A 25,571-nucleotide genomic window follows, 5' to 3' on the forward strand; every position below is an offset into this window, starting at 1 on the left:
CAGCACATTGAACACGTGTGCCGGGGAACTAATGCATCGTGATCTTACTGCCGTTATGGAAGAAGATCTGATACAGGATGCTGTTCACATCCTTTACAGTCATAATTTATCAGGCATACCTGTTGTAAAAGAAGATTGGGAGCTTGTGGGCTATCTTTCGGAGACTGATATATTGCAGGCAGCTATTCCCACATATTTGGAAATACTTGCTCAGAGTTCTTTTTTAAATAACGGGGAGATTCATCTTGTTGACCGTTTCAAAAATTTAGGTAAAAAGGTAGTAAGGGAATTTATGACAAAAAACCCCTATTCAGTACCCCCTTCTGCCAGCCTCATGACTGTGGCTGATCTCATGTTGAGAAAAAAAATAAAGAGGCTTCCCGTTGTTGAAGGGAACAAGCTTATAGGAATTATCAATCGAGAGGCTTTCTGCGAGTATGTGATGGAGGAACGGGATAGTGAATAACTTCGAAGTTCAATCTGTGGAGAAACAAATAGATGAATTTCGTTTAAAACTTGAAGAAGAATATGAACATGAAGAACAAAATCTTCTGGAACAAAAGAAAAGAGCATTAGCTCGTCTAGAGGAAATGGAAAAGGCTACGATTCAACAAGTTGAGGATGAGTGGAAAGACAGAGAAATGAAAGTTGCCTTTCAAACAGAAGAATATGAGAAAGAACTTCGCTCTGTTCTCTCACAACTTATAGAGAAGGTGAACAGCTCTATAGGTTTAGGCAACTTAATAGATGAAGGGATAAATGCTGTTGCTGTAGTCGAAAGAAAAAAAGCAAACAACGGCAATTAAGAAAATAGAAGACTGAGGAGGCGGGTGGGCTGAGAGAAAGGAAGATACTCTCTTGATACGTGATATGCTCAAATTTGCCATATGGGGTGTTTCAAGCCGCAAAACCGAAATAATAGAGTCTTTACATGATTTCGGGGTTCTTCATCTTGATTTTCCAAGGTCGACGGATATGTCGACACCTCATCTTGACAAACTGCGACTATTGAGGGGAAAGCTGTTGGGGATGTTAGAATCCCTTGAGTGGAAAGAGTGGGCTAGTCTGAAAGACAGCGATATTGAACATGCCCGAAAAAGCATGCGCCTGCCTCTTGACGAAATAATTTCAGAAGTAAACGAAAGCCTTGATCAGTTTTCAGATCGTCTCATTTCCACCCTTAACGAAAGAAATTCTTTGCAAGAGCTGCATCACAAACTAAAAAGATCCCAAGATATCCTCTTTCATTTTCATTCCTTTATCAAAGAAGAAACAAGTCAAGGAGTTTTTGTTTCCTTATGGTGGGTTGAAAGAGAGAATATTCCTGAAATTCTATCTACTCTTCGCAACGAAATTGTTCAGGCAACACCAGCTAAAGACAGAGAATATCTTCGCCACCATTCCTATCGCCACAGCGGCGATGAAACCTTACTTGCAATCAGTGTATTAGGTCAGGATGCGGATGTTGTTTCTAGAGTGCTTGTTTCCTATGATGCCATACGCTGGAAAGCTCCAGCCGGATTCGAACGGGAAGTTCTTTTAGATTCTGTTGATGCAATAAAAGAAGAAATAAGCGTGATCCCTCGCCGCCTTGAAGAATTGCAGGTGAACTTAAGGGAAACAGCCCTCACTTGGGGACCAAAATTCGCAGCCCTTTATATACTTGCCGATGAGAAACTAGAAGCGCTTCTCGTTGAAAATGCGGCCCATTCCCTTGATGACGCCTTTCTTATAGAAGGGTGGATCCCTGGAGATGAACTTGAGCTCACCGTAGTTCGTCTCAAAGAGCAGTTTGGGGAAAATGTTTTTATCCAATGGCGCTATCCTTCTGCAGAGGAGTGGAACTATGTGCCCACATCCCTCTCAAATCGAGCCCTTTTTAAGCCTTTCGAGATTTTTCTAAAACTTTTACAACCTCCGCGTTATAAAACCGCTGATCCTACAGCTGTGATCGCCCTGTTTTTCCCGTTTTTCGCGGGTTGTATGGTTGGAGATATGGGGTACGGAGCGCTTATTTTGCTTTTAGGGCTTTGGCTCTACGGTAAAAAGAAAAAAAAGATACTCTCTAATGTGGGATATATTTTTATCTTCTTAGCTTTTTGGAGCATCTTTTGGGGGGCCGCTTACGGCGAGTTCTTTGGCGACCTCGCCCATCGTCTTTTTCACTTGAACCCCTTATGGCTCGAGCGCTCCCATGCAGTTATGCCCGTTATGATCTTTACAGTGGTTTTGGGCGCTGCTCATATCATTTTGGGACTGTTGATAGGGTTCTATGAAGGGGTGAAAACTAAGAACAGGCATGTCTGGATGGAGAAAGCTGGAAACCTTCTTGTTATCTTCGCTCTGATCTGTGCTTTAGTAGGGCTTAAAGGCTGGCTGCCAGAGAGCTTTTTTACTATGGCAATTTCTCTATTAATTTTAGGCCTTGTTTTTCTTATTGCTGGTGGCGGCATAGGAGGACTTGTTGAGTCCTTCGGATCACTAGGGAATATTTTAAGTTACGTACGCATTGCGGCCATAGGACTATCATCCGCCATACTTGCTCTTGTCGCTTCAAAATTCGTAGATGTCTTTGGTCTTTCTATTTTAGGATTGTTTTTGGCTCTTTGTATCCATTTGCTAAATTTTGTTTTGGCCATAGGCGGGTCGAGCATACACGCAGCCCGGTTACATTACGTGGAGTTCATGGGCAAATTTTACGTAGGTGGCGGTAAAAATTACAGACCGTTTTCACGGAGGAGGGAACTTCGATGGAAAAAGGAATAATAGCACTAGCAGCTGCCTTAGCTGTTGGAATCCCTGCATTTGCCACAGCTATGGCTCAGGCGAAAATAGGCAGCGCTGGGGCAGGGACCATTGCTGAGAAACCAGAAACTGCCGGTGTCATGATTATCCTTGAAGCAATTCCAGAGACCATGGTCATCCTTGGGTTTGTTGTTGCTATTATGTTGATTTTACAATTTGCCTAGGTGGAGAGATCCTTGGGGAATTTTTTGCAGAATCAGGACCTGACTCTTTTTATTGAGGCCCTGAAAAAAGAGCACGATGAAAAAATTGATAGTTTGAGAAAAAAGACTGAGAACGACATTGCCGATGCCATATCATCAAGGCGAAGTGATGTGGAAATTCGTATTGCCCAAATGCGGAACCTTCATAAAGAAAGGGCGCAAAGGCTTTTAGAGAAGAATAAGAAGAGAGTACACAATCGCCTTCGGAAAGAATTTCTTGATGAATATAACAACATAGTGGCGGAGGTGGTGCGAAGAGTCACTACACGTCTAAGTGAGTTACGACAAGATCCTGAGCTGTATGGGGTCATAATGAAAAATTTACTGGATGAGGCTCTTGAATTTTGCCCCATCCCATGTGTCATTTTTGTTCATGCTGGAGATGAAATTTTTTTCACCCACGATCGCGGAGTGGTCATAAAAGCCGATAAAACCATGGAGCGATGGGGTGGCTGTATGGTGATGTCAGAAAAGGGTGACTTTATTGTTGATAACACCTTTAGAACAAGATGGGAAAAATTTGAGCCTGTCATTACGAGGAAAATTGCAGCACAGGCTAACCAAATTCTTCGGGAAGCAGAGTTTCTCTCACGAAAATTACGGCTATCTTAACGCCTGTCTTCGGGGGAGGACGTCGAGGCTCTTCAAGACTGAAGACTATAGCATCATTGCTCGCGGGACATTGCAGTCACTTGAACAGTTTTTGCTTGAAAGTCACTATGGTGAAAGTTTGCGTCTTAAATTGGTAACATCCCGCGGGGGGCCATTGCGCAGAATAGAGGCAGCAATTGCTCATGAGGTCAATCTTCAGCTGCGATTTGTTCAGGAAAAAGCCGAAGGAGAAGCAAAAGAACTATTAGGAGTGGTCTTGGCCCGTTCTGATTTAATGAACGGGCGCATCCTTTTGCGAGCTCTCCATACTGGGAGTAAAAACGGCGAAGAACCCCAATGGCACAATTATGGCAACCTTACCGAAGGTTTTTATAGTGATCTATGGAAAAACACTAAAACAGCAACAGACATAATTGAGGGGTGCAGGGCTTTGGGGCATCCTTATGCGCTGGCCATAGCAGCTTCTTTTGCAGAACTGGATCAATCAGGCAATCTCGTCAGAGCTGAAAGGATGCTTCTACTTTCAATGCTCGATCTTTTCTGGAAGAAAGTAGGTCAGTTTGACTCGGGCAACAGCAGGCTTCTTCAGGAATACCTGGAGCGATCTATTGATATGTGGAATTTAGGAATATGGCTTCGACAAAGATATGGACAGGTTCCTACAGTAGAGGCTACTAAAATGTATCTTCAAAACGGGCGATGGATATTCATAGAAAAACTTTCAAAAACAACGATCCTATCTGAGGTCGTTCAAGGAACACCCTGGCAGGGGATTATAAAACCGATAGAAAACAACAAACCACAAGAATTTCAACGGGCCTTATTTGTTCAGTTTATGAAATGGCAATCAGATCTTTTCAGGGCTGATCCCCTCGGTGTGGCCGTGGGTTTGGGATTTATTGCTAAATATCTTATAGAATGGCAGAACCTAAGTCTTTTAGCTGTGGGACTCTCGCTAGGGCTCTCTGAAAAAGAATTAGAATCTCGTCTTATTCCTATACATAGTTGACCATGAGGAAGTGAAAGGCAATGACTTTTCAGGAGAAAAGAGCGCTTGTTCTTGGGCGGCAGCTTTTTATTGATCTCTGGGGCCTCGAGGGATTCGAAGGGGTTCTTTGTGAAAAACCATCTGATATTCAGCATATCTTTAGAGAGCTGCTTGACGAATCCATTGCATTTGTTCTTGTAGAAGAGAGTTGGTTTAGGAATTTGCCTGATACTTACAGAAAAAGGCTGGCAAAAACGCAAAAGCCTGTCTGGATCCCTTTCCCATCCCTTGAAATAGAAACGGACTGAGGTGAAAAATAATGGGAGTAGCTTCTTCTGGAAACATAACGGGCATATCCGGCCCAGTTATAGGGGCTGTAACATATACCCCCATAAAAATGTTCGAGGTGGCCTATATTGGCCATAGCAAACTTCTAGGAGAGGTTATCAGGATCAAGGGGGACCGTGTGGATATTCAGGTCTATGAAGATACAAGCGGCTTGACAAAAGGAGAACCTGTAATATTTACAGGTGAACTGTTAGCGGTAGATCTTGGGCCGGGCATCCTTGGTAGCGTTTTTGACGGCATTGGCCGCCCTTTAGAAATTTTGGGCAAAGATAGCATCTATTTAAAGAAAGGCATACATCTCCCCGCTATAGATTCTAGAAAAAAATGGTATTTTACTCCTTCAATAAAAGAGGGAGAAATTGTTACTCCGGGAACATTTATAGGTTACGTGTTTGAAGGCTCTTTCCTTCAGCACAGGATCATGGCTCCCCCCTATATAGAGCCGGCAAAAGTTGTTTGGGTTGCTTCTGAGGAAAACTATACCATTGAGGATAGTATTTGCCGTCTTGAAAATGGAGTTGAACTTACAATGAAACAACGATGGGAAGTACGACGCCCTCGCCCAGTCTTAAGCCGCCTTTCCTTTGACGCCCCACTTCTGACAGGGCAGCGAATACTTGACACCTTATTTCCCATTGCCATAGGAGGAGCAGCAGTGCTTCCAGGAGGATTTGGCACTGGAAAGACTGTTACGCAGCAATCCCTCGCTAAATGGTGTAATGCCGAAATTATTATATATATAGGCTGTGGAGAGCGAGGCAATGAAATGACAGAGGTCCTTGAAGAGTTTCCAGAGCTTAGCGACCCTTTCCATAACGCTCCTCTTATGGAAAGGATGGTCTTAATTGCCAACACTTCTAATATGCCGGTAGCAGCTAGAGAAGCTAGTGTCTATCTGGGCATGACCCTGGCTGAATATTTCAGGGACATGGGCTATAACACTGCAATTATGGCTGACTCAACCTCACGATGGGCAGAAGCGCTTCGGGAAATTGGTGGCCGACTTGAAGAAATGCCGGGAGAAGAAGGATATCCAGCCTATCTGGGAACACGTCTTGCTCAATATTATGAACGCGCTGGCAGAGCGAAATTGTTGGGGCTTCCGGAACGAGAAGGGTCAGTGACTGTTATCAATGCAGTTTCTCCAGCGGGTGGGGATTTCTCTGAGCCTGTTACTCAGGCAAGCCTTCGCCTGTCAGGGGCCTTTTGGGCCCTTGATAAACGACTGGCCCAGCAGCGTCATTTCCCAGCTATTAACTGGCAGCAGAGTTACACTCTTTACGAAGGGAGTCTTGCTTCTGTATTTGAGAGGGAGCTTGGATCTCAATGGAAAGTTTTAAAAAGTTATCTGAAGGAAATGCTTGATCGGGAAAAAGTGCTCACTGACCTTGTTCAGCTCGTTGGGAGAGATGGCCTTTCTGAGGAAGATAAATGGCTATTAGCCCATGTGGAAACCATAAAAGTAGTCTTCTTACAACAAAATGCCTATAGTGATGCAGATGCAAGTTGCTCTATGAAGAAGCAATTTATACTTCTGAAGCTACTTTATGACCTGGATAATTTAATGCGGCAGCGTATAGAATCAGGGCTTCTATATGACCAGGTGGCCGACTACCCCTTACGAGTCGAATTGTTGCGCTTGAGGGAAAAGCCAGAAATAGAACTTGAGCAACAGGGTAATCAGTGGCTTAAGAACTTTGATGATAAGCTCGAAAGTCTGGTGGTGATTCCAGAATGAGACTTGCCCTTGAAGGCTATCGTTCGGTTTTCGGAATAGCAGGGCCCCTTATTTTTGTTTCGGGCATAAGAGAAGCAGGATATAGTGAGCTTGTGCGCATAGAGACACCTTATGGCTTGCGTTCAGGCCAGATTTTGCAAATTCAGGATGATATATGCGTCATTCAGGTCTTTGACGGGACTATGGGGCTCAATACTGGTGAAACAACAGTTTGGCTTGAGCGGGATGTAGTGAAAATGCCGGTGGGACTCTCCCTTGTAGGCCAGGTACTGAACGGAAGGGGACGATCTATTGACGGCACCCCTCTTTCTTTTATAGATAAAGATTTGCCTATAACAGGAATGCCTATCAATCCGGTGCGGCGGACGAGTCCTAATGCGTATGTAGAAACGGGGATATCCTCAATTGACATGATGAATACCCTTGTACGAGGTCAGAAACTTCCGATATTCTCTGGTTCAGGCCTTCCTGCTAATGAGATAGCAGCTCAAATAGTACAGCAGGCCGCAGTTCCAGGTCGCGAAACTGATTTTCTTGTTATTTTCGCTGCCATGGGGATTACTCGGCGAGAGGCGCGGTATTTTATTGATACTTTCGAATCGACAGGTGCCATTAATAATGGCATTTTCTTTATGAACCTGGCCAGCGATTCTGCAGTAGAAAGATTGCTTACACCTCGTATGGCCCTAACCGCAGCTGAATATTTTGCCTTTGAAAAAGGATACGATGTTCTCGTAATTATGACAGACATGCTTTACTATTGTGAGTCTCTGCGAGAAATAAGCGCGGCTCGCGAAGAAGTGCCAGGCCGACGAGGATATCCAGGATATATGTATTCGGACCTGGCTGAAATCTATGAGCGGGCAGGGTGTGTAGAAAATTGCCAGGGAAGTATTACTCAAATTCCAATTATAACCATGCCGGATGATGATATGACCCACCCTGTCGTAGACCTTTCCGGCTATATTACAGAGGGACAAATTGTTCTTGACCGGGGTATTCATGATAGAGGAGCCTATCCTCCCATTAATGTTCTTCCGAGTTTAAGCAGGCTGATGAATAAGGGGATAGGCAAAGGGAAGACCTTTGATTATCACCGGGCTCTCGCAGATCAGCTCTATGCATCTTATGCCAGGGCTCTGGAACTTTCTCGCCTTCGTTTAATAGTCGGTGATGACGGCCTCACTGAAACGGAGCATCTCTACATAAAATTTGGGGAAAATTTTGAAAGGAATTTCGTTAATCAGAGACACATTCATAGGACTATTGCAGAGTCTGTCAATGTTGCGTGGCAATGTCTATCTGAGCTTCCGGTGAGAGAACTTTACCGCTTGCCTGAGCATTATATAACAGAGAAATTGGGGCGCCATGAGTAAGGGAATGCGGCCGCCCACAAGAGAGCAGCTTCTGGATATTAGGCGGCAAATGGGCACAGTACAGTACGGCAAACAGCTTCTGGAGAAAAAAAGAGACGCGCTCCTCCGAGCAATTGAGGAGGACCGCCGCAAATTTAAAGAGCTTGACAAGCTCTTTAGAGAACAGATAAAGCATCTATCTTTTGTCTATGCACTGGTCCGCATGTATGAGGGGCAGACTGTTATGCAACTTTTAAAGCCGGATGCCGGAACTTTGAAAGTAATTTCCAAACGCCATACCCTTATGGGTTGTCGCTTTACTCAGTTTCAACCTGGAAAGGGCCGCGGCTCTCCCCTTACCGGGCTTTCTTACGACCCGGCAATGACTTCTCTTTATCTAGACGAACTGCTTAGTGAAATGAAGAAGATCGAAGAAAGAATATGGACTTATATTAACTTGAAGGCAAAATTAGCTTCTCTTGAGAAAGAACTGTCAAAAACCATGATGAAGATAAACACGTTACAATATATACTTCTTCCTGAGTTAAAACAGGAAGAGAGCAGAATACGTGACATTCTCTCAGAAAGAGAACGTCAAGAGCGTTACGCAATAAAGAAACTTTCAAAAAAGAAGAAAGGAAAGGGATATTCCCCTATTGCAAAGTGATTGGTAATGAAAATAGTTATAATAACTGTAGGGCAGCCTAGAAATCAAAATATAGCGGAATTGATCAATGAATACTCGAAACGCTGTCGACCCTTTATGCCTCTGGAGTTTGAACATGTTCCGGAAGCACGGGGGGCTTCTGCTCCTGAAAAAGCAATAGAGCAAGAATCTGATGGGCTTCTCAAGCGAATCAAGAATCGGGATTATCTTGTTCTCTTAGATGAGAAGGGAGAGCAATTTACCAGCGTGGCCTTCTCTCAATGGGTGTATAGATCTATAGGAGAAGTGAGAGGGCGGTTGGTCTTTGTTATAGGCGGTTCCCATGGGGTTGCTGAAAGGGTAAAGAAGCGCAGTCAGGTGAAAATAGCTCTTTCTATGTTGACGTTTCCCCACGAATTGTGTTTACTTTTTCTTACAGAACAATTATATCGGGCTATCGCCATTCATGAAGGAATGTCGTATCATCATTAATTATTCAAGAAGGGAAGTCGAGCACTATGAAAATGGATAAACTTATGAAACAAGCTCAAAAAATGCAAGCACAAATGATGAAAATGCAAGAGGAACTTGCTCATGAAAGAGTAGAAGGCAATGCTGGCGGAGGAATGGTCAAAGTTATCGCGAATGGGCAAGGAGACATTGTTTCTGTAAAAATAGAAAAAGAAGTTGTTGATCCTGAAGATATAGAAATGCTTGAAGACCTCGTCCTAGCCGCTGTTTCAGATGCTCTCAAGAACAGCAGAGAGCTAGCCAACTCAAAAATGGGGCAATTTTCAGGGGCTCTTGGATCATTGGGGATAATGTAACGTGGCCCTTCCAGAACCACTTTTGCAACTTGTTACTCTCTTAAAAAGACTACCGGGAGTGGGAGAAAAAAGCGCCCGGCGCATGGCATTTTTCATTATTCAGCAGCCAGGCTCTTATCCAGAAGAATTAGCGATAGCTCTTCATGGATTAAAAGAACGTTTGTGTGAATGCTCTAAATGCGGAAATATAACAGATGTTGATCCATGCTCTATTTGTACAGACCCCTTACGGGAAAGACAGACTCTTTGCGTTGTTGAGACAGCTGAGGATCTGTTGAGCATGGAGCAGGCAGGGATATATAATGGATTGTACCATGTGTTAAAAGGGAAAATATCACCACTGGATGGGGAAGATCTTCCTCCTTCAGAATACGAGCGGTTAAAAGAGCGTATTATAAATACACGAGTAAAGGAGGTTATTATAGCAACGAATCCCAGGGTAGAGGGCGACCTTACTTTTTATTCTCTTTTTTCTGAGCTCGAAGATCTTGATGTGAAGATTAGCCGCCTTGCCTATGGACTTCCTGTGGGGGGAAGTATAGAATTTGCCGACAGAATTACACTGCATGCAGCGTTTGAGTCACGTGTTGACGTAAGAAAGAATAAGAGGAGGTGAGGGTGTATGACAGACGGCTTTAACAACATGATCAAAAGATTGTGTAGAATGCTTATGATGGTTTTCTTTGGGATAGCAGGATATCAGATAGCCATGTTGGCCATGCCCTTTATTCCTGCACCTGTATCAGAAGTTTTTCGTTTATGGATGCCCGGCTGGTTGGCGAAAGAGATTTTCTTTGTGGTAGCCTGTGTAGCCATATTTGCCCTCATAGGGTGGGCAATAACGCCTTTGCTGCTTAAAGGACTTGGCTTTATTGGGGCCTTATTTGAATTTCACCTCAAAAGGTTGAGCTGGCAAGACATTTCTTCTGCAATATTAGGTCTTATTGTCGGTCTATTGATCGCCAATCTAATAGCTGTTCCATTTTTTGATTTACCTGTTGGAAGCTACATTGCTGTGGTACTGAACATTGTTCTAGGATACCTTGGCGCTAGAATTTTTTGGAAACGGCAAGAGGATATAAGAGGAGTCTTTAATTTAGGAGCCCTTAAAGAGCGCTTGACGACTAGGAAAATTCGGGGTAAAAAGGGCGTTGCCGGTGAAGAGATATTAGAAGAGGAATGGTGCCCTCCAAGAAAGATTCTCGATACTAGCGTAATCATTGACGGCCGAATTCTCGACATTGCCCGAACGGGTTTTATGGAAGGAGTCCTTGTCTTACCTCGCTTTATATTATTAGAACTGCAAGCCGTAGCGGATTCAACTGATCCAGCCCGCAGGACAAGGGGAAGAAGGGGACTTGATGTTGTAAATGAGCTACAAAAACTTTCGACCCTTGAAGTTGAAATTATGGAAGTGACGCTGAAACAATTGAAAGTTGAAACTGTGGATAGCGGGCTCGTGGCTCTTGCCCAGCAAATAGGCGGAGAAATATTAACCACTGATTATAATCTTAATAAGATAGCGCAGATCCAGGGTGTCACAGTTCTCAACGTAAACGATCTTGCCAATGCCTTGAAACCTATGCTTTTGCCAGGAGAATCCATAATAGTTGATGTCATACGGGAAGGTAAGGAACCCCATCAGGGTGTTGGCTACCTCGATGATGGAACCATGCTTGTCGTTGAGGATGGAGAGGAATATGTGGGTAAACGAGTAGAAGTAGTTGTTACTTCTATGCTTCAGACCTCAGCTGGGCGGATGGTCTTCGGACGAATTCGCCGAGAGGTTCGGGTATGAAACGGTTTTCCTTCATTATAGTGGCTGCAGGTTTGGGAGAGCGCATGGGTGGCTCTCCCAAACAATTTCGTAGGCTAGGAGGGAAACCTCTGTGGCAATGGAGTTTTTTTACGGCCTGGGAGCTATTTAAGAAAAAGGCCATCCATGAAATAGTTCTCGTTGTTCCGCTCTTTGCTGTAGAGCAGATAAGAAAGGAAGTTGCCGTATTGAGTGGCTCTTCTCAAAACTGTACTGTAACCGCAGGAGGGCTGAGCCGCACAGAATCTGTGAGAAATGGACTCAAAGGGGCGGGTTGTGAGTACGTTTTGGTTCATGACGCAGCCAGGCCGTTCTTATCAGTAAACCTTTGTCATAGAATTATAGAGGCTATGGATTCGGAATGTGGTGTCATTCCAGTATTGCCGATTACCGATGCCCTTAAGAAGGTTGAAACGATACAAAATCAGGAAGCCATTTTGTCTCTGTCAAGGGAAAATCTATATATAACCCAGACTCCTCAGGCCTTTCCACGGTGTGGTTTATTGACCGTCTTGAAAGGAGAAGATGATTCCTATAGGGACGAAGCAGAAGCATGGCTAAAATTTAAAGGGTCTCTAAAAAAAGTAGAAGGGGATTCCTTCAACATGAAAATAACATACCCGCAGGACTTTCAAATGGCTGAAATGCTCATGGGAAATAAAAAAGAATACCGCACCGGACAAGGGTTCGATATCCATCCCCTTACTCCCTCCAGGATTCTAGTTCTCGGTGGGGTTACAATAGACTCCCCCTTAGGCCTTGAAGGCCACTCTGATGGGGATGTTATAACTCATGCTGTAATGGACGCACTTTTGGGAGCTGCTGGTCTTCCCGACATAGGCATACTCTTCCCAGCGTCAGAGCCATCCTATAAGGATGCCTATTCTTTCGATCTGCTAAAAGAAGTGGCAACGCTGCTTCAACGTGACAGATGGAATATTGAGTGGGTTGATGTTACCCTGCAAGCCCAGGTTCCGCCTTTGGCTTCTTATATAGACGTTATTGTAGAAAAGTTACAGAGTGGGCTGTGCCATTGCGGCGATAAGAAGCTGATAGTTCATCTTAAAGTGAAATCCGGTGAGCTTATAGGGCCGGTAGGAAATGCACAATGTATGATTTGTACTGCAACGGCGACTCTTTCTCGCAATGGGAGGTTTAATGAATGATACGCACACGTTTTGCTCCCTCGCCAACGGGATTGCTCCACATTGGGGGAGCACGGACAGCTCTTTTTAATTGGCTGTTTGCTAAAAAAAACAGAGGGCAATTTATTCTGAGAATAGAAGATACTGATCAGGAACGATCAAGGCACGAATACGCTGAAATGCTCAATGAAGATCTTACGTGGCTTGGCCTTTGTTCTGATGAAAACCCGTGGTCCGGCGGTTCCTATGGCCCCTATACTCAAAGTCAACGCTTTGAATATTACGAGCACTATTTAAAAATACTTAAAGAAAAAGGGGCTATATATCCCTGTTTCTGTACTCCTGAACAGCTGGCGGAAGATCGTCGGCAACAGTTGGAGAAAAGCAAACCCCCTCGCTATGAAGGGCGTTGCCGCTTCCTTTCCACCGAAGAAATCGGCGAAAAAATAGCTAAGGGCGAACGCCCCTGCTGGCGGTTTGCAGTGCCGGAATCAGGATTCTTTGTATTGAGTGACCTTATCCATGGGGACATTTCTTTTGATTATGCAGAAATCGGTGATTTTGTAGTTCAGCGATCTGATAATTGGCCTACCTATCTTTTTACTGCAGCTCTGGACGACGCCCTTATGCATATTACCCATGTAATTCGCGGTGACGAGCATATTAAAAATGCTGTACTGCAAATTCTTATACAAAAAGCCCTGGGTTTACCTTCCCCTTTTTTCGGCCATGTTCCAATGATAGTGAGCATGGATAGACAAAAATTAAGTAAGCGGACGGGAGCGGACGCCATTAGGGAATTTAGGGAGAAAGGATATTTGCCAGAAGCTCTCATAGCATATCTCTCTACTTTAAGCTGGGCGCCGGATTCATCCGTCAATCTTTTGGACAAGGAAGAAATCATCATGGCGTTTTCTCTTGAAAGAATAGCCTCATCGTCGCCTGTCCACGATGAAACACATCTAGACCACTGGCAATCACAGGCTTTGAGGGCAAGAGGGCCACAATGGCTTCTTGAAGAATTTATAAAGCTAGACTCATCAATAACAGCTAAGATTCTCGCAATGAACCTCCGGTTTTTACATTTATTACTCGAAGATATTTCGGGGGCTTGCCTTACAGTCCTTGAAGTTTTAGAATCTTCCAAATGGCTTTTTGACTCTCCTGATTTGAGCGAAGTAAAAGAAAATTTATCACCAGAGTGGAAGCCTGAAATTATTGAGATACTTCGCCAGACACAAGAATGGGAACCTGCCATTCTTGACAAGACTCTCCGAAGTTGGCAAAAGGGAAAAAAGCTGAAGGGGAAGGAGTTTTTTCATCCATTGAGACTTCTTCTGTCGGGAGAAGAAAAAGGGCCGGCAATTCCTTTGGAAATGGCGGCATTAGGGAGATCAGAAACTCTTCGACGGCTTGAAAGAGCATAGAGAAATGAAAGAGGAGGTTATTTCATGTCAATAGAAAACAAATTTGTACCCTATGAAGGGTTTACCTTTGATGATGTGCTTCTTGAACCTGGTTACAGTGAGGTTCTTCCATCACTGGTTGATGTAAGTACCTACCTTACACCTGATATTCAGATGAACGCCCCTATATGTAGCGCAGCTATGGATACTGTCACAGATGGTCGTCTTGCCATAGCTATTGCGCGAGAAGGCGGTCTAGGCGTTGTTCATAGAAATATGCCCATAGAGAGACAGGCAAAAGAAGTGGATATGGTTAAACGTTCAGAGGCAGGAATTATCGTCGATCCTTTTTTTCTTCATCCGCAAGATAAGGTTAAGCAGGCAGTGGAGCTCATGGAGCACTACCACATATCAGGGGTTCCTATTGTAGACCATAGCCAGAAACTTGTTGGAATTATAACAAACAGGGATCTTCGTTTTGTTACAAACTTTGAACAGGACATCTCGGCCTTAATGACACATGAGCGTCTTATTACGGGTCCAGAAGGAACGACTCTTGAAGAAGCTAAAGACATTTTGATGCGGCATAAGATAGAAAAATTGCCTCTCGTTGATAAAAACAACAAACTTAAAGGGCTCATCACTATAAAAGACATTCAAAAAGTAAAGGACTTTCCTAGCGCGTGCAAGGATGGTCATGGACGCCTTCGTGTTGGAGCCGCAGTGGGAACAGGCGCTGATGTCTTCGAAAGAGCAGAGGCCCTTATAAAGTGTGGTGTAGACCTTATAGTTGTAGATACGGCCCACGGACATTCGTCTAAAGTGCTTCAGACTATTAGAGAAATACGCAGAAAAAATAAGGACATCCCCCTTATTGGTGGGAATATTGCTACGGCCGAAGCTGCCATAGCACTCATTGACTCAGGTGTAGATGCAGTAAAAGTAGGAGTTGGGCCTGGTTCTATCTGTACAACGCGAGTTATCGCAGGAATTGGAGTCCCGCAGCTTTCAGCTGTTTTCAATGTTGCTAAGGTCGCCCATGAGCGAGGTAGAAAAGTAATAGCAGATGGAGGCATTCGTTATTCTGGAGATATCGTAAAAGCTTTGGCTGGTGGGGCAGACAGCGTGATGATAGGTTCGCTTTTTGCCGGCACAGAAGAAAGCCCCGGAGAGGTTGTTATCTACAGGGGACGGTCTTTTAAGAGCTATCGTGGCATGGGTTCTCTGGGAGCAATGAAAGAAGGATGTAGCAAAGACAGATATTTTCAGGAAAGCGCTACTGCCGAAAAACTTGTTCCAGAAGGCATCGAAGGGCTTGCTCCTCATAAGGGTCCCTTAGGAGCGGTAGTTTACCAGCTCGTAGGCGGCTTGAGAGCCGGAATGGGATACGTAGGGGCAAAGACCATTGAAGATCTGCATAAAATAGCACGTTTTGTCAAAATAACGCCGTCGTCAGTCAAGGAAAGCCATCCTCACGATGTGGTCGTAACAAAGGAGGCCCCAAACTACTGGATTGAATAGGGGCTGTGTCTTTAGTGCGCCGTTGCCATTTGTTTTATAGTATTGTAAAAAAAACATAAAACGTGCTATACTATGCAACAGTACGTGATGTGCGTGACGTTATGTGTGTATTTTCCAAAGAGTGGGTTTCGCCCACTCTTTGTTTTTTGTTTAACGCTCAAAGGCTACAAAGGGGGAGAAGATCGTGTCTAAACCATTATTTGATAAAGAAAAACTATCTGCTTCTCTTCGCCAGATTGTCGAAAGTTTGGGATATGAATGCGTGGGAGTAGTTTTTGCTCAGGAATCAAAAAACCTTTATGTTAAAGTCTATATTGATGTGCTCGGCGGCATTACTGTAAAAGATTGTGAAACAGTATCTCGCAGTCTCAGCCGTTATCTTGATGAAAACGACTCCGCTCTTCCAGATCGTTATTTTCTTGAAGTAGGGTCTGCTGGGTTGGACAGGCCTCTTTTTTCCCTTGATGACTATGCCCGATTTGCTGGCAAAAAGGTAAAAATTCGCTGTCAAACATTGGTAGAGGGGCGGAAACGCTTTACCGGGACAATACTTTCAGTGGACAATGCAACAAAAACTGTATGCGTTCAACTGGAAGAATCAGATCAAAAAGTAGAAATTCCCTTTGCTTCTATTCAAAAAGGGAACCTTGTTTACGACCAATAGAGGAGGAGGAGTACTATGCAGCTTGGGCGTGATTTCGTCCGTGCATTGAAACAGTTAACGGCGGAACGGGGGCTGACCTCAGAGGTCATAGCGTCAAGTCTGGAGGCGGCGCTTATTTCAGCGTATAAAAAATATCAGGGTGGAGACAGAAATGTCGAAGTCCATATCGATCTTGAAAGTGGAAATGTTTCTATCTATGAAGTAAGGCTTGTGGTAGATGAAGTAGACAACCCTGATGCTCAAATCAGTCTTATAGATGTTCAAAAGCTTGGGTTTACAGATGTGGAAGTGAATGAGTATGTAAGAATAGAAAAAAACCCTGAGAACTTTGGACGTATAGCTGCGCAGACTGCCAGGCAGGTTATTATTCAAAAACTTAAGGATGCAGAACGACAAATTATTTTCGAAGAGTTTTCCGGTCGAGTAGGAGACCTTGTCAATGGAATCATTTTTAAATCCGAAAACGATCAGGTTCTTGTGCGTCTAAATGACCGAACAGAAGCGATTTTGCCGAAGGAAGAGCGTGTTATCAATGAAAAATACACTCCTGGCGAACGACTTAAGTTCTATCTCCTTGATGTGCGTCAAACGACACGGGGTCCTAGAATAGTCGTTTCCAGAACCCACCCGGGATTACTGCGTAAACTTCTTGAGCTTGAAGTGCCTGAGATTCAGGAAGGGATCATTGAAATAAAAAGCATTGTCAGGGAAGCTGGTACCAGAGCTAAGGTAGCGGTTCAAACCCTGGATATTAATGTGGATCCGGTTGGCGCCTGTGTAGGAAATAATGGAGCTCGTATCAAATCTATCAGCCAAGAGCTTTCAGGAGAAAAAATAGATGTTATCATATGGAGCAGCGATCCTTTAATTTTTGTTCGCAACTCGCTGTCGCCTGCAAAAATTGTAAAGATAGAACCGATTCTTGAGCAGGATAAGGCTGTTACTGTATATGCAAGACCGGATCAGCTCTCCCTTGCTATTGGCAAGGCTGGCCAAAATGTGCGTCTGGCAGCACGGTTAACAAGCTGGAAAATAGATATCAAGGCGCTGGAGCCAGAGCGCATGCCTACACTGCAGGATATTTTTCAGGATATTATAGAGTAAGAGGAGTTGTCCTCTATGGCAGATGAAAAGCGCAGAAGGCCAAGAACTTGCATAGGCTGTCTCTCTGAAAGCCCGAAGAAAACCCTAATTCGAATTGTTCGGTCTCCTGATGGTATAGTAACTATCGACAGAACAGGCAAGAAACCGGGGCGGGGAGCGTATCTTTGCCTGGATATGGAATGCATAGAGAAGGCCCGAAAAAAGAATTCTTTGGCCAGAGCGTTGCGTTGTACGGTGGATAATTCTATTTATGATGAGTTAATTGCCATAGTAGAAGGAGAGCAAGGTCGTTGATAGAACAAGAGCTTTTTTCTGTTCTCGGGTTGGCTCGCAGAGCTGGCCTGCTCATAATAGGGGTAGATGAAATAAATAAAAAATTAAAAAAAAATAAAGAGGGGCTCCTCGTCCTTTTGGCTTCTGATGCTTCTTCTAGTGTTAAGCGAAGCGTAACAGCCAAAATGGCGGAAGGGCAAAGTATTTTAATCAACATACCCCTCACTTGCGGAGAGGTATCAAGGGCCATAGGAACCACGAGTACGCAAATTGTGGCATTGTCACGAAGAAGTGGACTTGGGGAGAAAATACAAGCCCTGCTAGCGGAAGGGGGAAATATGCTTGAGTAAAATAAGAGTTTATGAATTAGCCAAGATGTTAGAAATAAGCAACAAAGATTTACTGACAATGCTAGAGGATCTTGGCATTGACGCTAAAACTCACATGAGCTCTATCGATAACGACGCAGCACAACTTGTTGAAGAGACTATACGCAAAAAAGAAGCTAAACAACCACCTAAAACACAGAAAGAGGAAACAAAGGTGAAGGAAAAACAAACCATACGTGTTCGAGAAGCAGCAACTGTTAAAGAGGTTGCTCAAGTAATTGATGTTCCAGTAGCAGAAGCGGTGAAAGCCCTTTTAGATTTAGGAATCATGGCGCCAGCGGGAGCTCAAGTGGATGAAACTATTCTTATAGCCTTGGGTGAAGCGTATGGTATTGATTTTGAATATGAAGAACCGGAAGAAGAGAAAGTCGCAACTGGCAGGCCCGTTTTTCATGGGAAGCACATGGAACCCAGACCACCAATTGTTACGGTAATGGGACATGTTGACCACGGGAAGACCACGCTGCTTGACTATATCAGGCAGACAAATATTACTGCTCGTGAAGCCGGGGGCATTACTCAGCACATTGGAGCTTCCACTGTGACATATGAGGGAAAGAACATCGTTTTTCTTGACACTCCAGGGCACGAAGCTTTCACAGCCATGCGGGCACGAGGCGCCCAGGCTACGGATATAGCCATACTTGTTGTAGCTGCCGATGATGGCCTTATGCCCCAGACAAAAGAAGCGATCAACCATGCCCGTGCGGCAGGCGTGCCCATAGTAGTGGCCGTTAATAAAATAGATAAACCCGCAGCACGTCCTGACAGGGTGAGACAACAGCTTTCCGATGTTGGTCTTGTTCCAGAAGAGTGGGGCGGAGACTCAATCATGGTTGATGTTTCTGCTAAGACTGGCGAAGGCATTCCACATCTTTTAGAGATGGTGCTTCTTGTTGCAGAAATGGAAGAGCTTCGGGCTGATCCCACAGTTACACCGGAAGGAATAGTAATTGAAGCGAATCTTGATAAAGGCAAGGGGCCTGTCGCTACAGTGATAGTTCAGCAGGGGACTCTTCGCAAAGGAGATATTATTCTTCTCGACACAACGTGGGGAAAGATAAGAGCTATGCTCGACTCTCGCGGACGGCAGTTTCTAAAAGCCGGGCCAAGCACTCCTGTGGAGATTTTGGGGCTCACTTCTGTCCCACAGCCAGGCGAACACTTCGTACGGGTGGACAATGAAAAAAGCGCAAGGGATGAGATATCAAAAAGAGAACAGGAAAAACGCGAAAGTGAAAACGTGACTGCGAAACGTCTCACCCTTGAAGAGCTTTACTCTCAGTTGAAAGAGGGAGAAATCCCTCAGCTTAATCTTCTGGTTAAAACTGACGTACAGGGAACAAACGAGGCTCTGTGTGCTGCTTTGGAGAAGATGGGAACTAATGAGGTGGGTATTAATATTATTCACCGCGGTGTCGGCCGCATAGCTGAGTCGGATATAATGCTCGCGACTGCCTCTAATGCTGTGGTTATCGGTTTTAACGTCAGACCTGACAAAAATGCTGAGAGGATTGCTGAAGTAGAGGGTGTTCAAATCCGACTGTACAATGTCATCTATGACGTTGTTGATGATGTAAAGGCAGCTCTGGAAGGAATGCTTACCCCCACAATTAAAGAAGAAGAATTGGGGCAGGCAGAGATCAGACAGGTTTTTAAGGTGCCTAAGGCTGGTAAAATTGCTGGCTGCTATGTTACTGAAGGCATGATTAAGCGTAATTGCAGGGTGAGGATTATCCGGGATGGGGTTGTAATATGGACTGGAAGTCTGGCTAACTTGCGACGCTTTAAAGACGAAGCAAAAGAAGTGAAAGCAGGTTATGAATGCGGCATGAGCTTTACCAACTACCAGGACTTTAGAGAAGGCGATGTTGTTGAAGCCTATGAACTCGTGGAGGAAAAACGATATCTCGAATAATGAAAAATAACGAGAGCATATTGCCCTATGTAGGTTTTTTTCAGGTACAAATAGATATTCCAGCATGTCGAAGTGTAAAAGAACGACGGCAGGTTGTAAGGTCCCTTATCGACAAGATTCGTCGCCGGTGGAATGTTTCAGCTATTGATTTGGGGCCGGAAAATAGATGGGATCAGGCCTATCTTGCCTTTTCTCTCGTCGGGACTTCTTATGGGATGTGTAAGGATCGTATAGAAGCCCTGAAAAATTTCCTGGAACGAGAAGAGGAAATGGCGACGTTTAATATTATTCATTTCTGGCAAGAGGTAGATGCTTATGGCGACTTATCGGATGCAGAGGATTAACAAACAGCTTCAGCGAGAAATTTGTTTGCTTTTGGAGTATAAGATAAAAAATGATGTGGCAAAGGATGCTATTATTACAGAAGTATCTTGTTCAAAAGACCTTGAAGTTGCTACAGTCTTTTTTGTCACTCTCGATCAGAAGCAGCGTAAGGCTGTGCTTAAGGCCTTAGAGAGCGTAGCTGGTCCAATCCGCTCTTTGCTTGGGAAACGGCTACGTCTTCGACAGATACCGGAGATACGTTTTGAAATAGATTCTTCAGTGGACTATGGACGGCGTATTGATGCGCTTTTAGACAGTATCAAAGAAAGCAGCAACAATGAATTATCGGCCGAGGATGATCAAATAGATGAATTTGGAGAGTAGTATTACCCTTCAGGAAATATTTTCTCTTTTAAGTTCATTTCGCACGTGGATTATTCTTACTCATCAAAAACCAGACGGCGACGCTGTGGGGGCGGCATCATCACTTGCTGTATACGGAATGGAGCACGGTAAAAATATTCGTTGGGGAGGGGTAGACCCTCTCCCTACAACGTATTCCTTTTTGCCTTTGGCAGATCAGTACGAAATCTTCCCCCATATAAACGAACTATTGCCCTTCCCTGAAAAAACTGCGGTCATCTCCCTCGACACGAGCAACCTGGAACGTTCGGTGCCAGGTCTTGAAATTGTGCAGGGGAAGCATCCAATCTTTAATATTGATCACCACGGTGACAATACACGATATGGCGATTATAACTATATTGATGAGAGCGCTTCTTCGTTAGGAGAGATCCTTTGGCATATGTTCCATCTTGCCAATGCTCAATATGACTACAATACTGCCATGGGACTTTACACAGCTATCATCACAGATAGTGGGAAGTTTTCGTTTTCTTCTACATCCCCCCGAACCCACCAGGCAGCAGCCGAACTGCTTCAGAAGGGGGTTTCTCCCTCAGATCTTAATCATAAGATTTTCTATAGCCAGCCTGTAGAAAGCGTGCATTTGTGGGGAAAGGCTTTTGCAAGAGTTCAGCTCATAGTCGATGATAGGGCCTCTCTCTCGTGGCTCTCTCTTCAGGATTTCTCTCAACTTGGGTCTTCGCCTGCTGATACGGAGGGTCTGGTTAATGAACTGCTGCGAGTTAAAGGAGCAGAGTTTGCTGTTCTCCTTGTAGAGGAACAAGATCAGGTAAGAGTAAGCCTTCGTTCCCGGGGGGATATCTCAGCCCGTGAAATTGCTCAACAATTTGGTGGGGGCGGGCATATTCAGGCTGCAGGGTGTCATATAGAAGCTGCTCTCACCGAAGCCATTGCTATTATCACTGAGTCTGTGAAAGAGGCAATGCAATGATAGAAGGTCTTCTCCTTCTTAATAAGCCAAGAGGGTTACGAAGTGCTCAGTGCGTTTCTGCTTTTCGGCATAAACTTCCACAAAAAATAAAAGTGGGTCATGGCGGAACTCTTGATTCCACGGCTGATGGCCTTCTTGTTCTTCTTGCAGGAGCGGCTACACGACTTTCAAACTACGTTATGATGTTGCCTAAAGAATATATGGTGACGATACAATTAGGAACGACGACAGATACCCTTGACTATGACGGTACCGTAACGGCTACCTATCCCTTTCGTCATATTCAGGATAAAGACATAGACAGGATATTACCGGCTTTTCTGGGCATGCGAATGCAGAAACCACCAGTTATATCGGCTATTAAGCTTAATGGGAAGCGGGCATCTGACCTTAAACGAAAGGGGATTGAACCCCAAATATCTCCGCGTCCAGTAACAATAACCAGTATTCTGCGTACTTCCACTATCTCAGAAGAGGGGCAAGTTTCGTTTTTTATTAAATGCCACAAAGGGACCTATATACGAAGCATAGTCAGAGATCTTGGTTATATGCTAGGATGTGGAGCTATTGTGGGGGAACTAACTAGATTAAAAACTGGGCTGCTGTCTTTAGACCAGGCCATTTCTTTTGAAGAGTTAGAAACTGCAGCAGAACAAGATATAGACAAACACATAATGTCTATAGGAGAATTTATAAGACATTTCACGGTCTTTTCCGGAGACGATCAAACGGAGAATGACCTAAAAAACGGGATGTTTATTTCAATTAGAAAACTGCATTGCGAATCTCGTGGTCAGGTACCCACAGAAGTAGTTGTCTGTTTTACCGGCAGGGATCTGATCTCTTTAGGCGTGTTTGTAAAAAAAGAAAACAATATTTTCTTTAAGCCGCAAACTAATCTTTTTCTCTAGAACAATAAGAGGGGTAGGCAATGATTCAGGTTATAGGCGCTTTTGACGGTTTTCATAAGGGGCATCAATTGCTTCTGAAAGAAGCTGAACGTCTCTCTGTGGAACAAAACGACACTTGGGGAGTAGTAACTTTTACCCCTCATCCCCAGTATGTGTTTAATCCAGATCGTCTTTTTTTGCTTTTTACAGAGGCTGAAAAGCGACAGATAGCTTCAGCCCTTCATATTCAAAATATTCTATGGATGCCCTTTGATCAGTATATTGCGGCCCTGAACCCTCTGGATTTTCTGCGCAGGCTCGAAAGCCAAACATCAGTAACCGGAATTGTTGTTGGAGAGAATTTCCGTTTTGGAGCTGGCCGAAAGGGTGACATAGCTTTTTTACGGCAATATTGCAAGAAGAAAAACATTCTTTTCTCTCCTGTCCCAACTCTTGAAATAGATGGTTTGGCAGTAAGCAGCACTGTAATACGGAGTGAAGTTCTTTCTGGGCGGATGCAAATGGCCAAGTATTTGTTAGGCTACCCTTTCTTCTTATATGAAACCGTAGTGCATGGTCACCATCGAGGAAGAGAGCTAGGGTTCCCTACTGCTAACCTTACTGTTCCTGACCATAAAATCATCCCGCCAAGCGGCACCTATGCCGCGACCGTTATAATAGACGGTTCCTTTCATCCTGGAGCCCTCAACATCGGATCGAATCCCACATTTACAGATGTAAAAGGGTTAAGGATAGAAGTACATATCCCGGGTTTTTCAGATGATCTTTACAACAAAAAAATAATGGTATTCATCGAAGAATATCTGAGGAGCGAAAAACGTTTTTCGAACCGCCAAGCATTGGCAAAGCAGCTTTCTCGGGATTCAGAAATTGCGGTGACGCTCTTCGAAGAAAACACAGAAAGGGAAAACCCTTTTTACAGACGTTTTAGTCAGCAGTTTCTACATAAGGAACATCTTCCCATCGAGTAGTATAAGCAGGAGATTTCAAGTTTGAGCGAGGGGCCCATTCCTTTCCCTCATTGAAATGAAGAATCGCAGGTGAAATAATTTTTTCCCCCACATTCTCGTTTATGGCGTCCACTACATCCATCAAGGTCTGCTTTTTATCTGCGTCATCGCCTTCGTCCTTGGCAAAAAGATACCTTTGCATATAGCTGCGGGACGATAGATCTTCTAAAGTAACGCCGGCCTTCGTGTAGTAATATCCAGGTTTGTAAATCCTGTCCAGCCCCAACAGGGCCAACTTTATGAGCTGGGGTGTATAGTTTGTAGGGTAGGGAGCTGGAATGCTGACACTGTTGGAATAGTAAGGGGTCAGAAAAGGATTTGTCGTAATATATACGCTTATAGCTCCGGCCAGGGCCTTTTCCTGACGAAGACGAATTCCTGCTGATGAAACAAAATGAGTAATAGCTGCTGCGATCCCATCAACATCTTTAATCTCTCTCCCAAAAGAGCGGGAAACCTGAAGGGTTTTCTGCAAGGTTTCAGCTTCCTTTATTTTGATACAGGGAATCCCCCTGAGCTCCCATGCCGTTTTCACCCCTGGCATGCCTATTATCTTCATAATTCTTTCATCTCGAACATCACGCAGCTCCCTTGCCGTACGTATCCTATGTTTTCCCAGGCGCATAGCCAGTTGTTTCCCTATGCCCCAGATATTACCTACAGGTACTCTCTCGAGGAAGTTTGTCATTTCTTCAGAAGCTAAAGACAGAAGGCTGTAACAACCCCCTGTTTCTTCGTGTTTCTTTCCATATTCAGCGGCAAGTTTTGTCAAAGTCTTAGAGGAGGCAGCACCAATGGAAACCGGAATTCCAACCCACTGATAGACTTGCTTGTGAATCTGGGCCATTTTTTCTTCTATATGAGCATAACTTGACAAATCAAAGGTCAAAAAGGCTTCGTCTATAGAATATACTTCTACGGTTGGAGCATTATCTTTCATAACAGCTATAACTCGGGAAGAAATATCCTGGTAGAGTTCAAAATTACTGGAAAAAACGGCAATCCCATAATGGCGGCATGCTTTTTCTACTTGGAAGAATGGCACTCCCATGGGAATCCCTAATGCTTTAGCCTCATTTGATCGTGACACAACACAACCATCATTGCTTGATAGAACTATTACCGGCTTCTTTTGCAGATCAGGCCTGTAAATTCTCTCGCATGAAACAAAAAAATTATTACAATCGCACAGAACTATTGGCTTTACTGCCACATGCTTCATGACAAATCCACGTCACAACACCCCATACTTGTTCATTATCAACTCGTTCGCTAAAGGTGATTCGCTGAAATCCCTGACTTTCATTGTAAATAATGACGCTGTCTCCGTTGGAAGGAGATACAGATCGATCGACGATGCAAATAGCCCCGTTTTCTTTGAATAAAAATGCTGCGGGAGGGGTAGGAATAAGAATTCCCAGCAGTTCATCGTGGATTGACCGTATTTTCCCATCCGATCTGGTAAATTGTATTCCCATACGTATACTCCCCAATCCTTTAAATTCCCCTTTTGGGGATAACACTTACAACCATAACCTTTCCGCATATCCTAAAAAAATCGATATTCCCAGCCTCCGCTTCTTGTTCTATTTCTTCTTTCGTAATAATGATTGGGGGGTATTTGGCAGGATTTGAAGAGCGCAACTCCACACGATCGTTATATTCGTAATACCACTTTACAGCTAAATCTCCCCGCCGCCCCCACTTCACTAATACAGCGTCGCCATTGTAAATGGGTTCTTCCGGATTCACGGAAATTCGGGCTCCATCGGGAATTCCCGCTTCCTGCATGCTGTCACCTTCAACTTTTACAGCATAAGGGCATTTTCCCCCTATCCGCCCTATATCGTCTTTGCCCACTATCAAAGTAGCACAAAAATCGGGTTCTATGCCTTCCATATCACCAAAGCCCCATCCAGCACAGGCAACAAAAGAGGAGTCAAGCAAAGGAACCGCTATAACGGCTTCCTTATCAATGTCCCGAGCATAATATTTGCCGCTTCCATTTTTTTTCTCCCCCATAAGGTAGGCTACACTTGTTTCCAAGACATCAGCAAGGATGGAGAGGTGGAAAACATCTGGGAATCGCCGTTCTTTTTCCCAGCGGAGAATTGTATGAAAAGATACCCCTAGCTTTTCAGCTAGTTCTAATTGTGTTAATCCTCGTTTTACTCTTAATTCGGATAGTCTTTTCCCAGAAAACATGCCATC

At 44.2% G+C, this 25,571-nt stretch carries 30 protein-coding genes; 27 read left to right on the top strand and 3 right to left on the bottom strand.

Going from position 1 to position 25,571, the window contains the following annotated elements; genetic code table 11:
* Nucleotides 1–7: 7 nt before the first annotated feature.
* The 27 genes from BUC50_RS02995 (at nucleotide 8) to ribF (ending at nucleotide 23,321) form a co-directional block, all read left to right on the top strand.
* Nucleotides 8–466: a CBS domain-containing protein gene (locus tag BUC50_RS02995; RefSeq protein WP_013048381.1), complete on the top strand. Its 459-nt coding sequence runs from the start codon at nucleotides 8–10 to the stop codon at nucleotides 464–466.
* Complete coding sequence (locus tag BUC50_RS03000; RefSeq protein ID WP_213700408.1) at nucleotides 459–806, top strand: hypothetical protein; 348 nt, start codon at nucleotides 459–461, stop codon at nucleotides 804–806. Before BUC50_RS02995 ends, BUC50_RS03000 begins: the two co-directional genes overlap by 8 nt.
* Nucleotides 807–858: 52 nt before the next feature.
* Entirely contained in the window at nucleotides 859–2,766 is a 1,908-nt protein-coding gene (locus BUC50_RS03005; RefSeq protein WP_286677135.1) for a V-type ATP synthase subunit I, read from the top strand.
* On the top strand, nucleotides 2,751–2,969 hold the full coding sequence (locus tag BUC50_RS03010; RefSeq protein WP_013048378.1) for an ATP synthase subunit C-like protein: 219 nt from the start codon (nucleotides 2,751–2,753) through the stop codon (nucleotides 2,967–2,969). Before BUC50_RS03005 ends, BUC50_RS03010 begins: the two co-directional genes overlap by 16 nt.
* 12 nt (nucleotides 2,970–2,981) lie before the next feature.
* Nucleotides 2,982–3,620, top strand: coding sequence for a V-type ATP synthase subunit E (locus BUC50_RS03015; RefSeq protein WP_013048377.1), 639 nt, complete (start codon nucleotides 2,982–2,984; stop codon nucleotides 3,618–3,620).
* On the top strand, nucleotides 3,553–4,629 hold the full coding sequence (locus BUC50_RS03020) for a V-type ATPase subunit (protein WP_213700411.1): 1,077 nt from the start codon (nucleotides 3,553–3,555) through the stop codon (nucleotides 4,627–4,629). The genes BUC50_RS03015 and BUC50_RS03020 overlap by 68 nt, the downstream gene beginning before the upstream one ends.
* Nucleotides 4,630–4,649: 20 nt before the next feature.
* Complete coding sequence (locus BUC50_RS03025; RefSeq protein WP_013048375.1) at nucleotides 4,650–4,916, top strand: V-type ATP synthase subunit F; 267 nt, start codon at nucleotides 4,650–4,652, stop codon at nucleotides 4,914–4,916.
* Between the two features lie 11 nt (nucleotides 4,917–4,927).
* On the top strand, nucleotides 4,928–6,694 hold the full coding sequence (locus BUC50_RS03030; RefSeq protein ID WP_013048374.1) for a V-type ATP synthase subunit A: 1,767 nt from the start codon (nucleotides 4,928–4,930) through the stop codon (nucleotides 6,692–6,694).
* A complete protein-coding gene (locus BUC50_RS03035) occupies nucleotides 6,691–8,070 on the top strand; it encodes a V-type ATP synthase subunit B (protein WP_013048373.1) in 1,380 nt (459 codons plus the stop codon). The genes BUC50_RS03030 and BUC50_RS03035 overlap by 4 nt, the downstream gene beginning before the upstream one ends.
* Nucleotides 8,063–8,716, top strand: coding sequence for a V-type ATP synthase subunit D (locus BUC50_RS03040; RefSeq protein WP_041459346.1), 654 nt, complete (start codon nucleotides 8,063–8,065; stop codon nucleotides 8,714–8,716). Before BUC50_RS03035 ends, BUC50_RS03040 begins: the two co-directional genes overlap by 8 nt.
* A 6-nt stretch (nucleotides 8,717–8,722) precedes the next feature.
* The gene (locus tag BUC50_RS03045) at nucleotides 8,723–9,187 is read left to right on the top strand and encodes a 23S rRNA (pseudouridine(1915)-N(3))-methyltransferase RlmH (RefSeq protein ID WP_013048371.1); all 465 of its coding nucleotides are present in this window, start codon (nucleotides 8,723–8,725) and stop codon (nucleotides 9,185–9,187) included.
* A 26-nt stretch (nucleotides 9,188–9,213) separates the two neighbouring features.
* Nucleotides 9,214–9,522: a YbaB/EbfC family nucleoid-associated protein gene (locus BUC50_RS03050; RefSeq protein WP_013048370.1), complete on the top strand. Its 309-nt coding sequence runs from the start codon at nucleotides 9,214–9,216 to the stop codon at nucleotides 9,520–9,522.
* 1 nt (nucleotide 9,523) lies between these two features.
* Complete coding sequence (recR, locus tag BUC50_RS03055) at nucleotides 9,524–10,138, top strand: recombination mediator RecR (protein WP_013048369.1); 615 nt, start codon at nucleotides 9,524–9,526, stop codon at nucleotides 10,136–10,138.
* A 6-nt stretch (nucleotides 10,139–10,144) separates the two neighbouring features.
* Nucleotides 10,145–11,320 (top strand): PIN/TRAM domain-containing protein, encoded by a 1,176-nt coding sequence (locus tag BUC50_RS03060; protein WP_286677136.1) that lies wholly within the window; start codon nucleotides 10,145–10,147, stop codon nucleotides 11,318–11,320.
* Nucleotides 11,317–12,504, top strand: a complete 1,188-nt coding sequence (gene ispF / locus BUC50_RS03065; RefSeq protein WP_013048367.1) for a 2-C-methyl-D-erythritol 2,4-cyclodiphosphate synthase — start codon at nucleotides 11,317–11,319, stop codon at nucleotides 12,502–12,504. Before BUC50_RS03060 ends, ispF begins: the two co-directional genes overlap by 4 nt.
* Complete coding sequence (gltX, locus tag BUC50_RS03070) at nucleotides 12,501–13,910, top strand: glutamate--tRNA ligase (protein WP_013048366.1); 1,410 nt, start codon at nucleotides 12,501–12,503, stop codon at nucleotides 13,908–13,910. The genes ispF and gltX overlap by 4 nt, the downstream gene beginning before the upstream one ends.
* Before the next feature lie 24 nt (nucleotides 13,911–13,934).
* Nucleotides 13,935–15,410: an IMP dehydrogenase gene (guaB, locus tag BUC50_RS03075; protein ID WP_013048365.1), complete on the top strand. Its 1,476-nt coding sequence runs from the start codon at nucleotides 13,935–13,937 to the stop codon at nucleotides 15,408–15,410.
* Nucleotides 15,411–15,594: 184 nt separating this feature from the next.
* Nucleotides 15,595–16,074, top strand: a complete 480-nt coding sequence (gene rimP / locus BUC50_RS03080) for a ribosome maturation factor RimP (protein ID WP_013048364.1) — start codon at nucleotides 15,595–15,597, stop codon at nucleotides 16,072–16,074.
* Nucleotides 16,075–16,089: 15 nt separating this feature from the next.
* Nucleotides 16,090–17,178 carry a transcription termination factor NusA gene (gene nusA / locus BUC50_RS03085; RefSeq protein ID WP_013048363.1) on the top strand — a complete coding sequence of 363 codons (1,089 nt, stop codon included), beginning with the start codon at nucleotides 16,090–16,092 and terminating at the stop codon, nucleotides 17,176–17,178.
* A gap of 15 nt (nucleotides 17,179–17,193) precedes the next feature.
* A complete protein-coding gene (rnpM, locus tag BUC50_RS03090; RefSeq protein ID WP_013048362.1) occupies nucleotides 17,194–17,472 on the top strand; it encodes an RNase P modulator RnpM in 279 nt (92 codons plus the stop codon).
* A complete protein-coding gene (locus tag BUC50_RS03095; RefSeq protein WP_013048361.1) occupies nucleotides 17,469–17,801 on the top strand; it encodes a L7Ae/L30e/S12e/Gadd45 family ribosomal protein in 333 nt (110 codons plus the stop codon). The genes rnpM and BUC50_RS03095 overlap by 4 nt, the downstream gene beginning before the upstream one ends.
* Entirely contained in the window at nucleotides 17,794–19,758 is a 1,965-nt protein-coding gene (infB, locus tag BUC50_RS03100) for a translation initiation factor IF-2 (RefSeq protein WP_013048360.1), read from the top strand. The genes BUC50_RS03095 and infB overlap by 8 nt, the downstream gene beginning before the upstream one ends.
* Complete coding sequence (locus BUC50_RS03105; protein WP_013048359.1) at nucleotides 19,758–20,102, top strand: DUF503 domain-containing protein; 345 nt, start codon at nucleotides 19,758–19,760, stop codon at nucleotides 20,100–20,102. The genes infB and BUC50_RS03105 overlap by 1 nt, the downstream gene beginning before the upstream one ends.
* A complete protein-coding gene (gene rbfA, locus BUC50_RS03110; RefSeq protein ID WP_013048358.1) occupies nucleotides 20,074–20,466 on the top strand; it encodes a 30S ribosome-binding factor RbfA in 393 nt (130 codons plus the stop codon). Before BUC50_RS03105 ends, rbfA begins: the two co-directional genes overlap by 29 nt.
* A complete protein-coding gene (locus tag BUC50_RS03115) occupies nucleotides 20,450–21,439 on the top strand; it encodes a DHH family phosphoesterase (protein WP_013048357.1) in 990 nt (329 codons plus the stop codon). Before rbfA ends, BUC50_RS03115 begins: the two co-directional genes overlap by 17 nt.
* Nucleotides 21,436–22,350, top strand: a complete 915-nt coding sequence (truB, locus tag BUC50_RS03120) for a tRNA pseudouridine(55) synthase TruB (RefSeq protein ID WP_013048356.1) — start codon at nucleotides 21,436–21,438, stop codon at nucleotides 22,348–22,350. The genes BUC50_RS03115 and truB overlap by 4 nt, the downstream gene beginning before the upstream one ends.
* Before the next feature lie 20 nt (nucleotides 22,351–22,370).
* Nucleotides 22,371–23,321, top strand: a complete 951-nt coding sequence (gene ribF, locus BUC50_RS03125; protein WP_013048355.1) for a riboflavin biosynthesis protein RibF — start codon at nucleotides 22,371–22,373, stop codon at nucleotides 23,319–23,321.
* On the opposite strand, the gene BUC50_RS03130 is transcribed toward ribF, so the two are convergent.
* Genes BUC50_RS03130 through BUC50_RS03140 form a run of 3 tightly spaced genes read right to left on the bottom strand, consistent with a single transcriptional unit; the run spans nucleotide 23,278 to nucleotide 25,565 of the window.
* Nucleotides 23,278–24,573, bottom strand: coding sequence for a Y-family DNA polymerase (locus tag BUC50_RS03130; protein ID WP_286677137.1), 1,296 nt, complete (start codon nucleotides 24,571–24,573; stop codon nucleotides 23,278–23,280). The genes ribF and BUC50_RS03130 overlap by 44 nt on opposite strands.
* Nucleotides 24,539–24,838 carry a hypothetical protein gene (locus BUC50_RS03135; protein WP_013048353.1) on the bottom strand — a complete coding sequence of 100 codons (300 nt, stop codon included), beginning with the start codon at nucleotides 24,836–24,838 and terminating at the stop codon, nucleotides 24,539–24,541. The genes BUC50_RS03130 and BUC50_RS03135 overlap by 35 nt, the downstream gene beginning before the upstream one ends.
* A gap of 19 nt (nucleotides 24,839–24,857) precedes the next feature.
* Nucleotides 24,858–25,565 (bottom strand): LexA family protein, encoded by a 708-nt coding sequence (locus BUC50_RS03140; protein ID WP_213700855.1) that lies wholly within the window; start codon nucleotides 25,563–25,565, stop codon nucleotides 24,858–24,860.
* Nucleotides 25,566–25,571 lie beyond the last annotated feature (6 nt).

It is taken from the genome of Aminobacterium sp. EBM-42, assembly GCF_001896635.1.
GTDB classification, from domain to species: Bacteria; Synergistota; Synergistia; order Synergistales; family Aminobacteriaceae; genus Aminobacterium; species Aminobacterium colombiense.

Bases quoted from the DNA above. Each gene is read 5' to 3' on its own strand.
- BUC50_RS03010 (WP_013048378.1), top strand. From the start codon at position 2,751: ATGGAAAAAGGAATAATAGCACTAGCAGCTGCCTTAGCTGTTGGAATC.
- BUC50_RS03025 (WP_013048375.1), top strand. From the start codon at position 4,650: ATGACTTTTCAGGAGAAAAGAGCGCTTGTTCTTGGGCGGCAGCTTTTT.
- BUC50_RS03030 (WP_013048374.1), top strand. From the start codon at position 4,928: ATGGGAGTAGCTTCTTCTGGAAACATAACGGGCATATCCGGCCCAGTT.
- BUC50_RS03035 (WP_013048373.1), top strand. From the start codon at position 6,691: ATGAGACTTGCCCTTGAAGGCTATCGTTCGGTTTTCGGAATAGCAGGG.
- BUC50_RS03040 (WP_041459346.1), top strand. From the start codon at position 8,063: ATGAGTAAGGGAATGCGGCCGCCCACAAGAGAGCAGCTTCTGGATATT.
- BUC50_RS03045 (WP_013048371.1), top strand. From the start codon at position 8,723: ATGAAAATAGTTATAATAACTGTAGGGCAGCCTAGAAATCAAAATATA.
- BUC50_RS03050 (WP_013048370.1), top strand. From the start codon at position 9,214: ATGAAAATGGATAAACTTATGAAACAAGCTCAAAAAATGCAAGCACAA.
- BUC50_RS03060 (WP_286677136.1), top strand. From the start codon at position 10,145: ATGACAGACGGCTTTAACAACATGATCAAAAGATTGTGTAGAATGCTT.
- ispF (WP_013048367.1), top strand. From the start codon at position 11,317: ATGAAACGGTTTTCCTTCATTATAGTGGCTGCAGGTTTGGGAGAGCGC.
- gltX (WP_013048366.1), top strand. From the start codon at position 12,501: ATGATACGCACACGTTTTGCTCCCTCGCCAACGGGATTGCTCCACATT.
- guaB (WP_013048365.1), top strand. From the start codon at position 13,935: ATGTCAATAGAAAACAAATTTGTACCCTATGAAGGGTTTACCTTTGAT.
- nusA (WP_013048363.1), top strand. From the start codon at position 16,090: ATGCAGCTTGGGCGTGATTTCGTCCGTGCATTGAAACAGTTAACGGCG.
- rnpM (WP_013048362.1), top strand. From the start codon at position 17,194: ATGGCAGATGAAAAGCGCAGAAGGCCAAGAACTTGCATAGGCTGTCTC.
- BUC50_RS03105 (WP_013048359.1), top strand. From the start codon at position 19,758: ATGAAAAATAACGAGAGCATATTGCCCTATGTAGGTTTTTTTCAGGTA.
- rbfA (WP_013048358.1), top strand. From the start codon at position 20,074: ATGGCGACTTATCGGATGCAGAGGATTAACAAACAGCTTCAGCGAGAA.
- BUC50_RS03115 (WP_013048357.1), top strand. From the start codon at position 20,450: ATGAATTTGGAGAGTAGTATTACCCTTCAGGAAATATTTTCTCTTTTA.
- truB (WP_013048356.1), top strand. From the start codon at position 21,436: ATGATAGAAGGTCTTCTCCTTCTTAATAAGCCAAGAGGGTTACGAAGT.
- ribF (WP_013048355.1), top strand. From the start codon at position 22,371: ATGATTCAGGTTATAGGCGCTTTTGACGGTTTTCATAAGGGGCATCAA.
- BUC50_RS03135 (WP_013048353.1), bottom strand. From the start codon at position 24,838: ATGGGAATACAATTTACCAGATCGGATGGGAAAATACGGTCAATCCAC.
- BUC50_RS03140 (WP_213700855.1), bottom strand. From the start codon at position 25,565: ATGTTTTCTGGGAAAAGACTATCCGAATTAAGAGTAAAACGAGGATTA.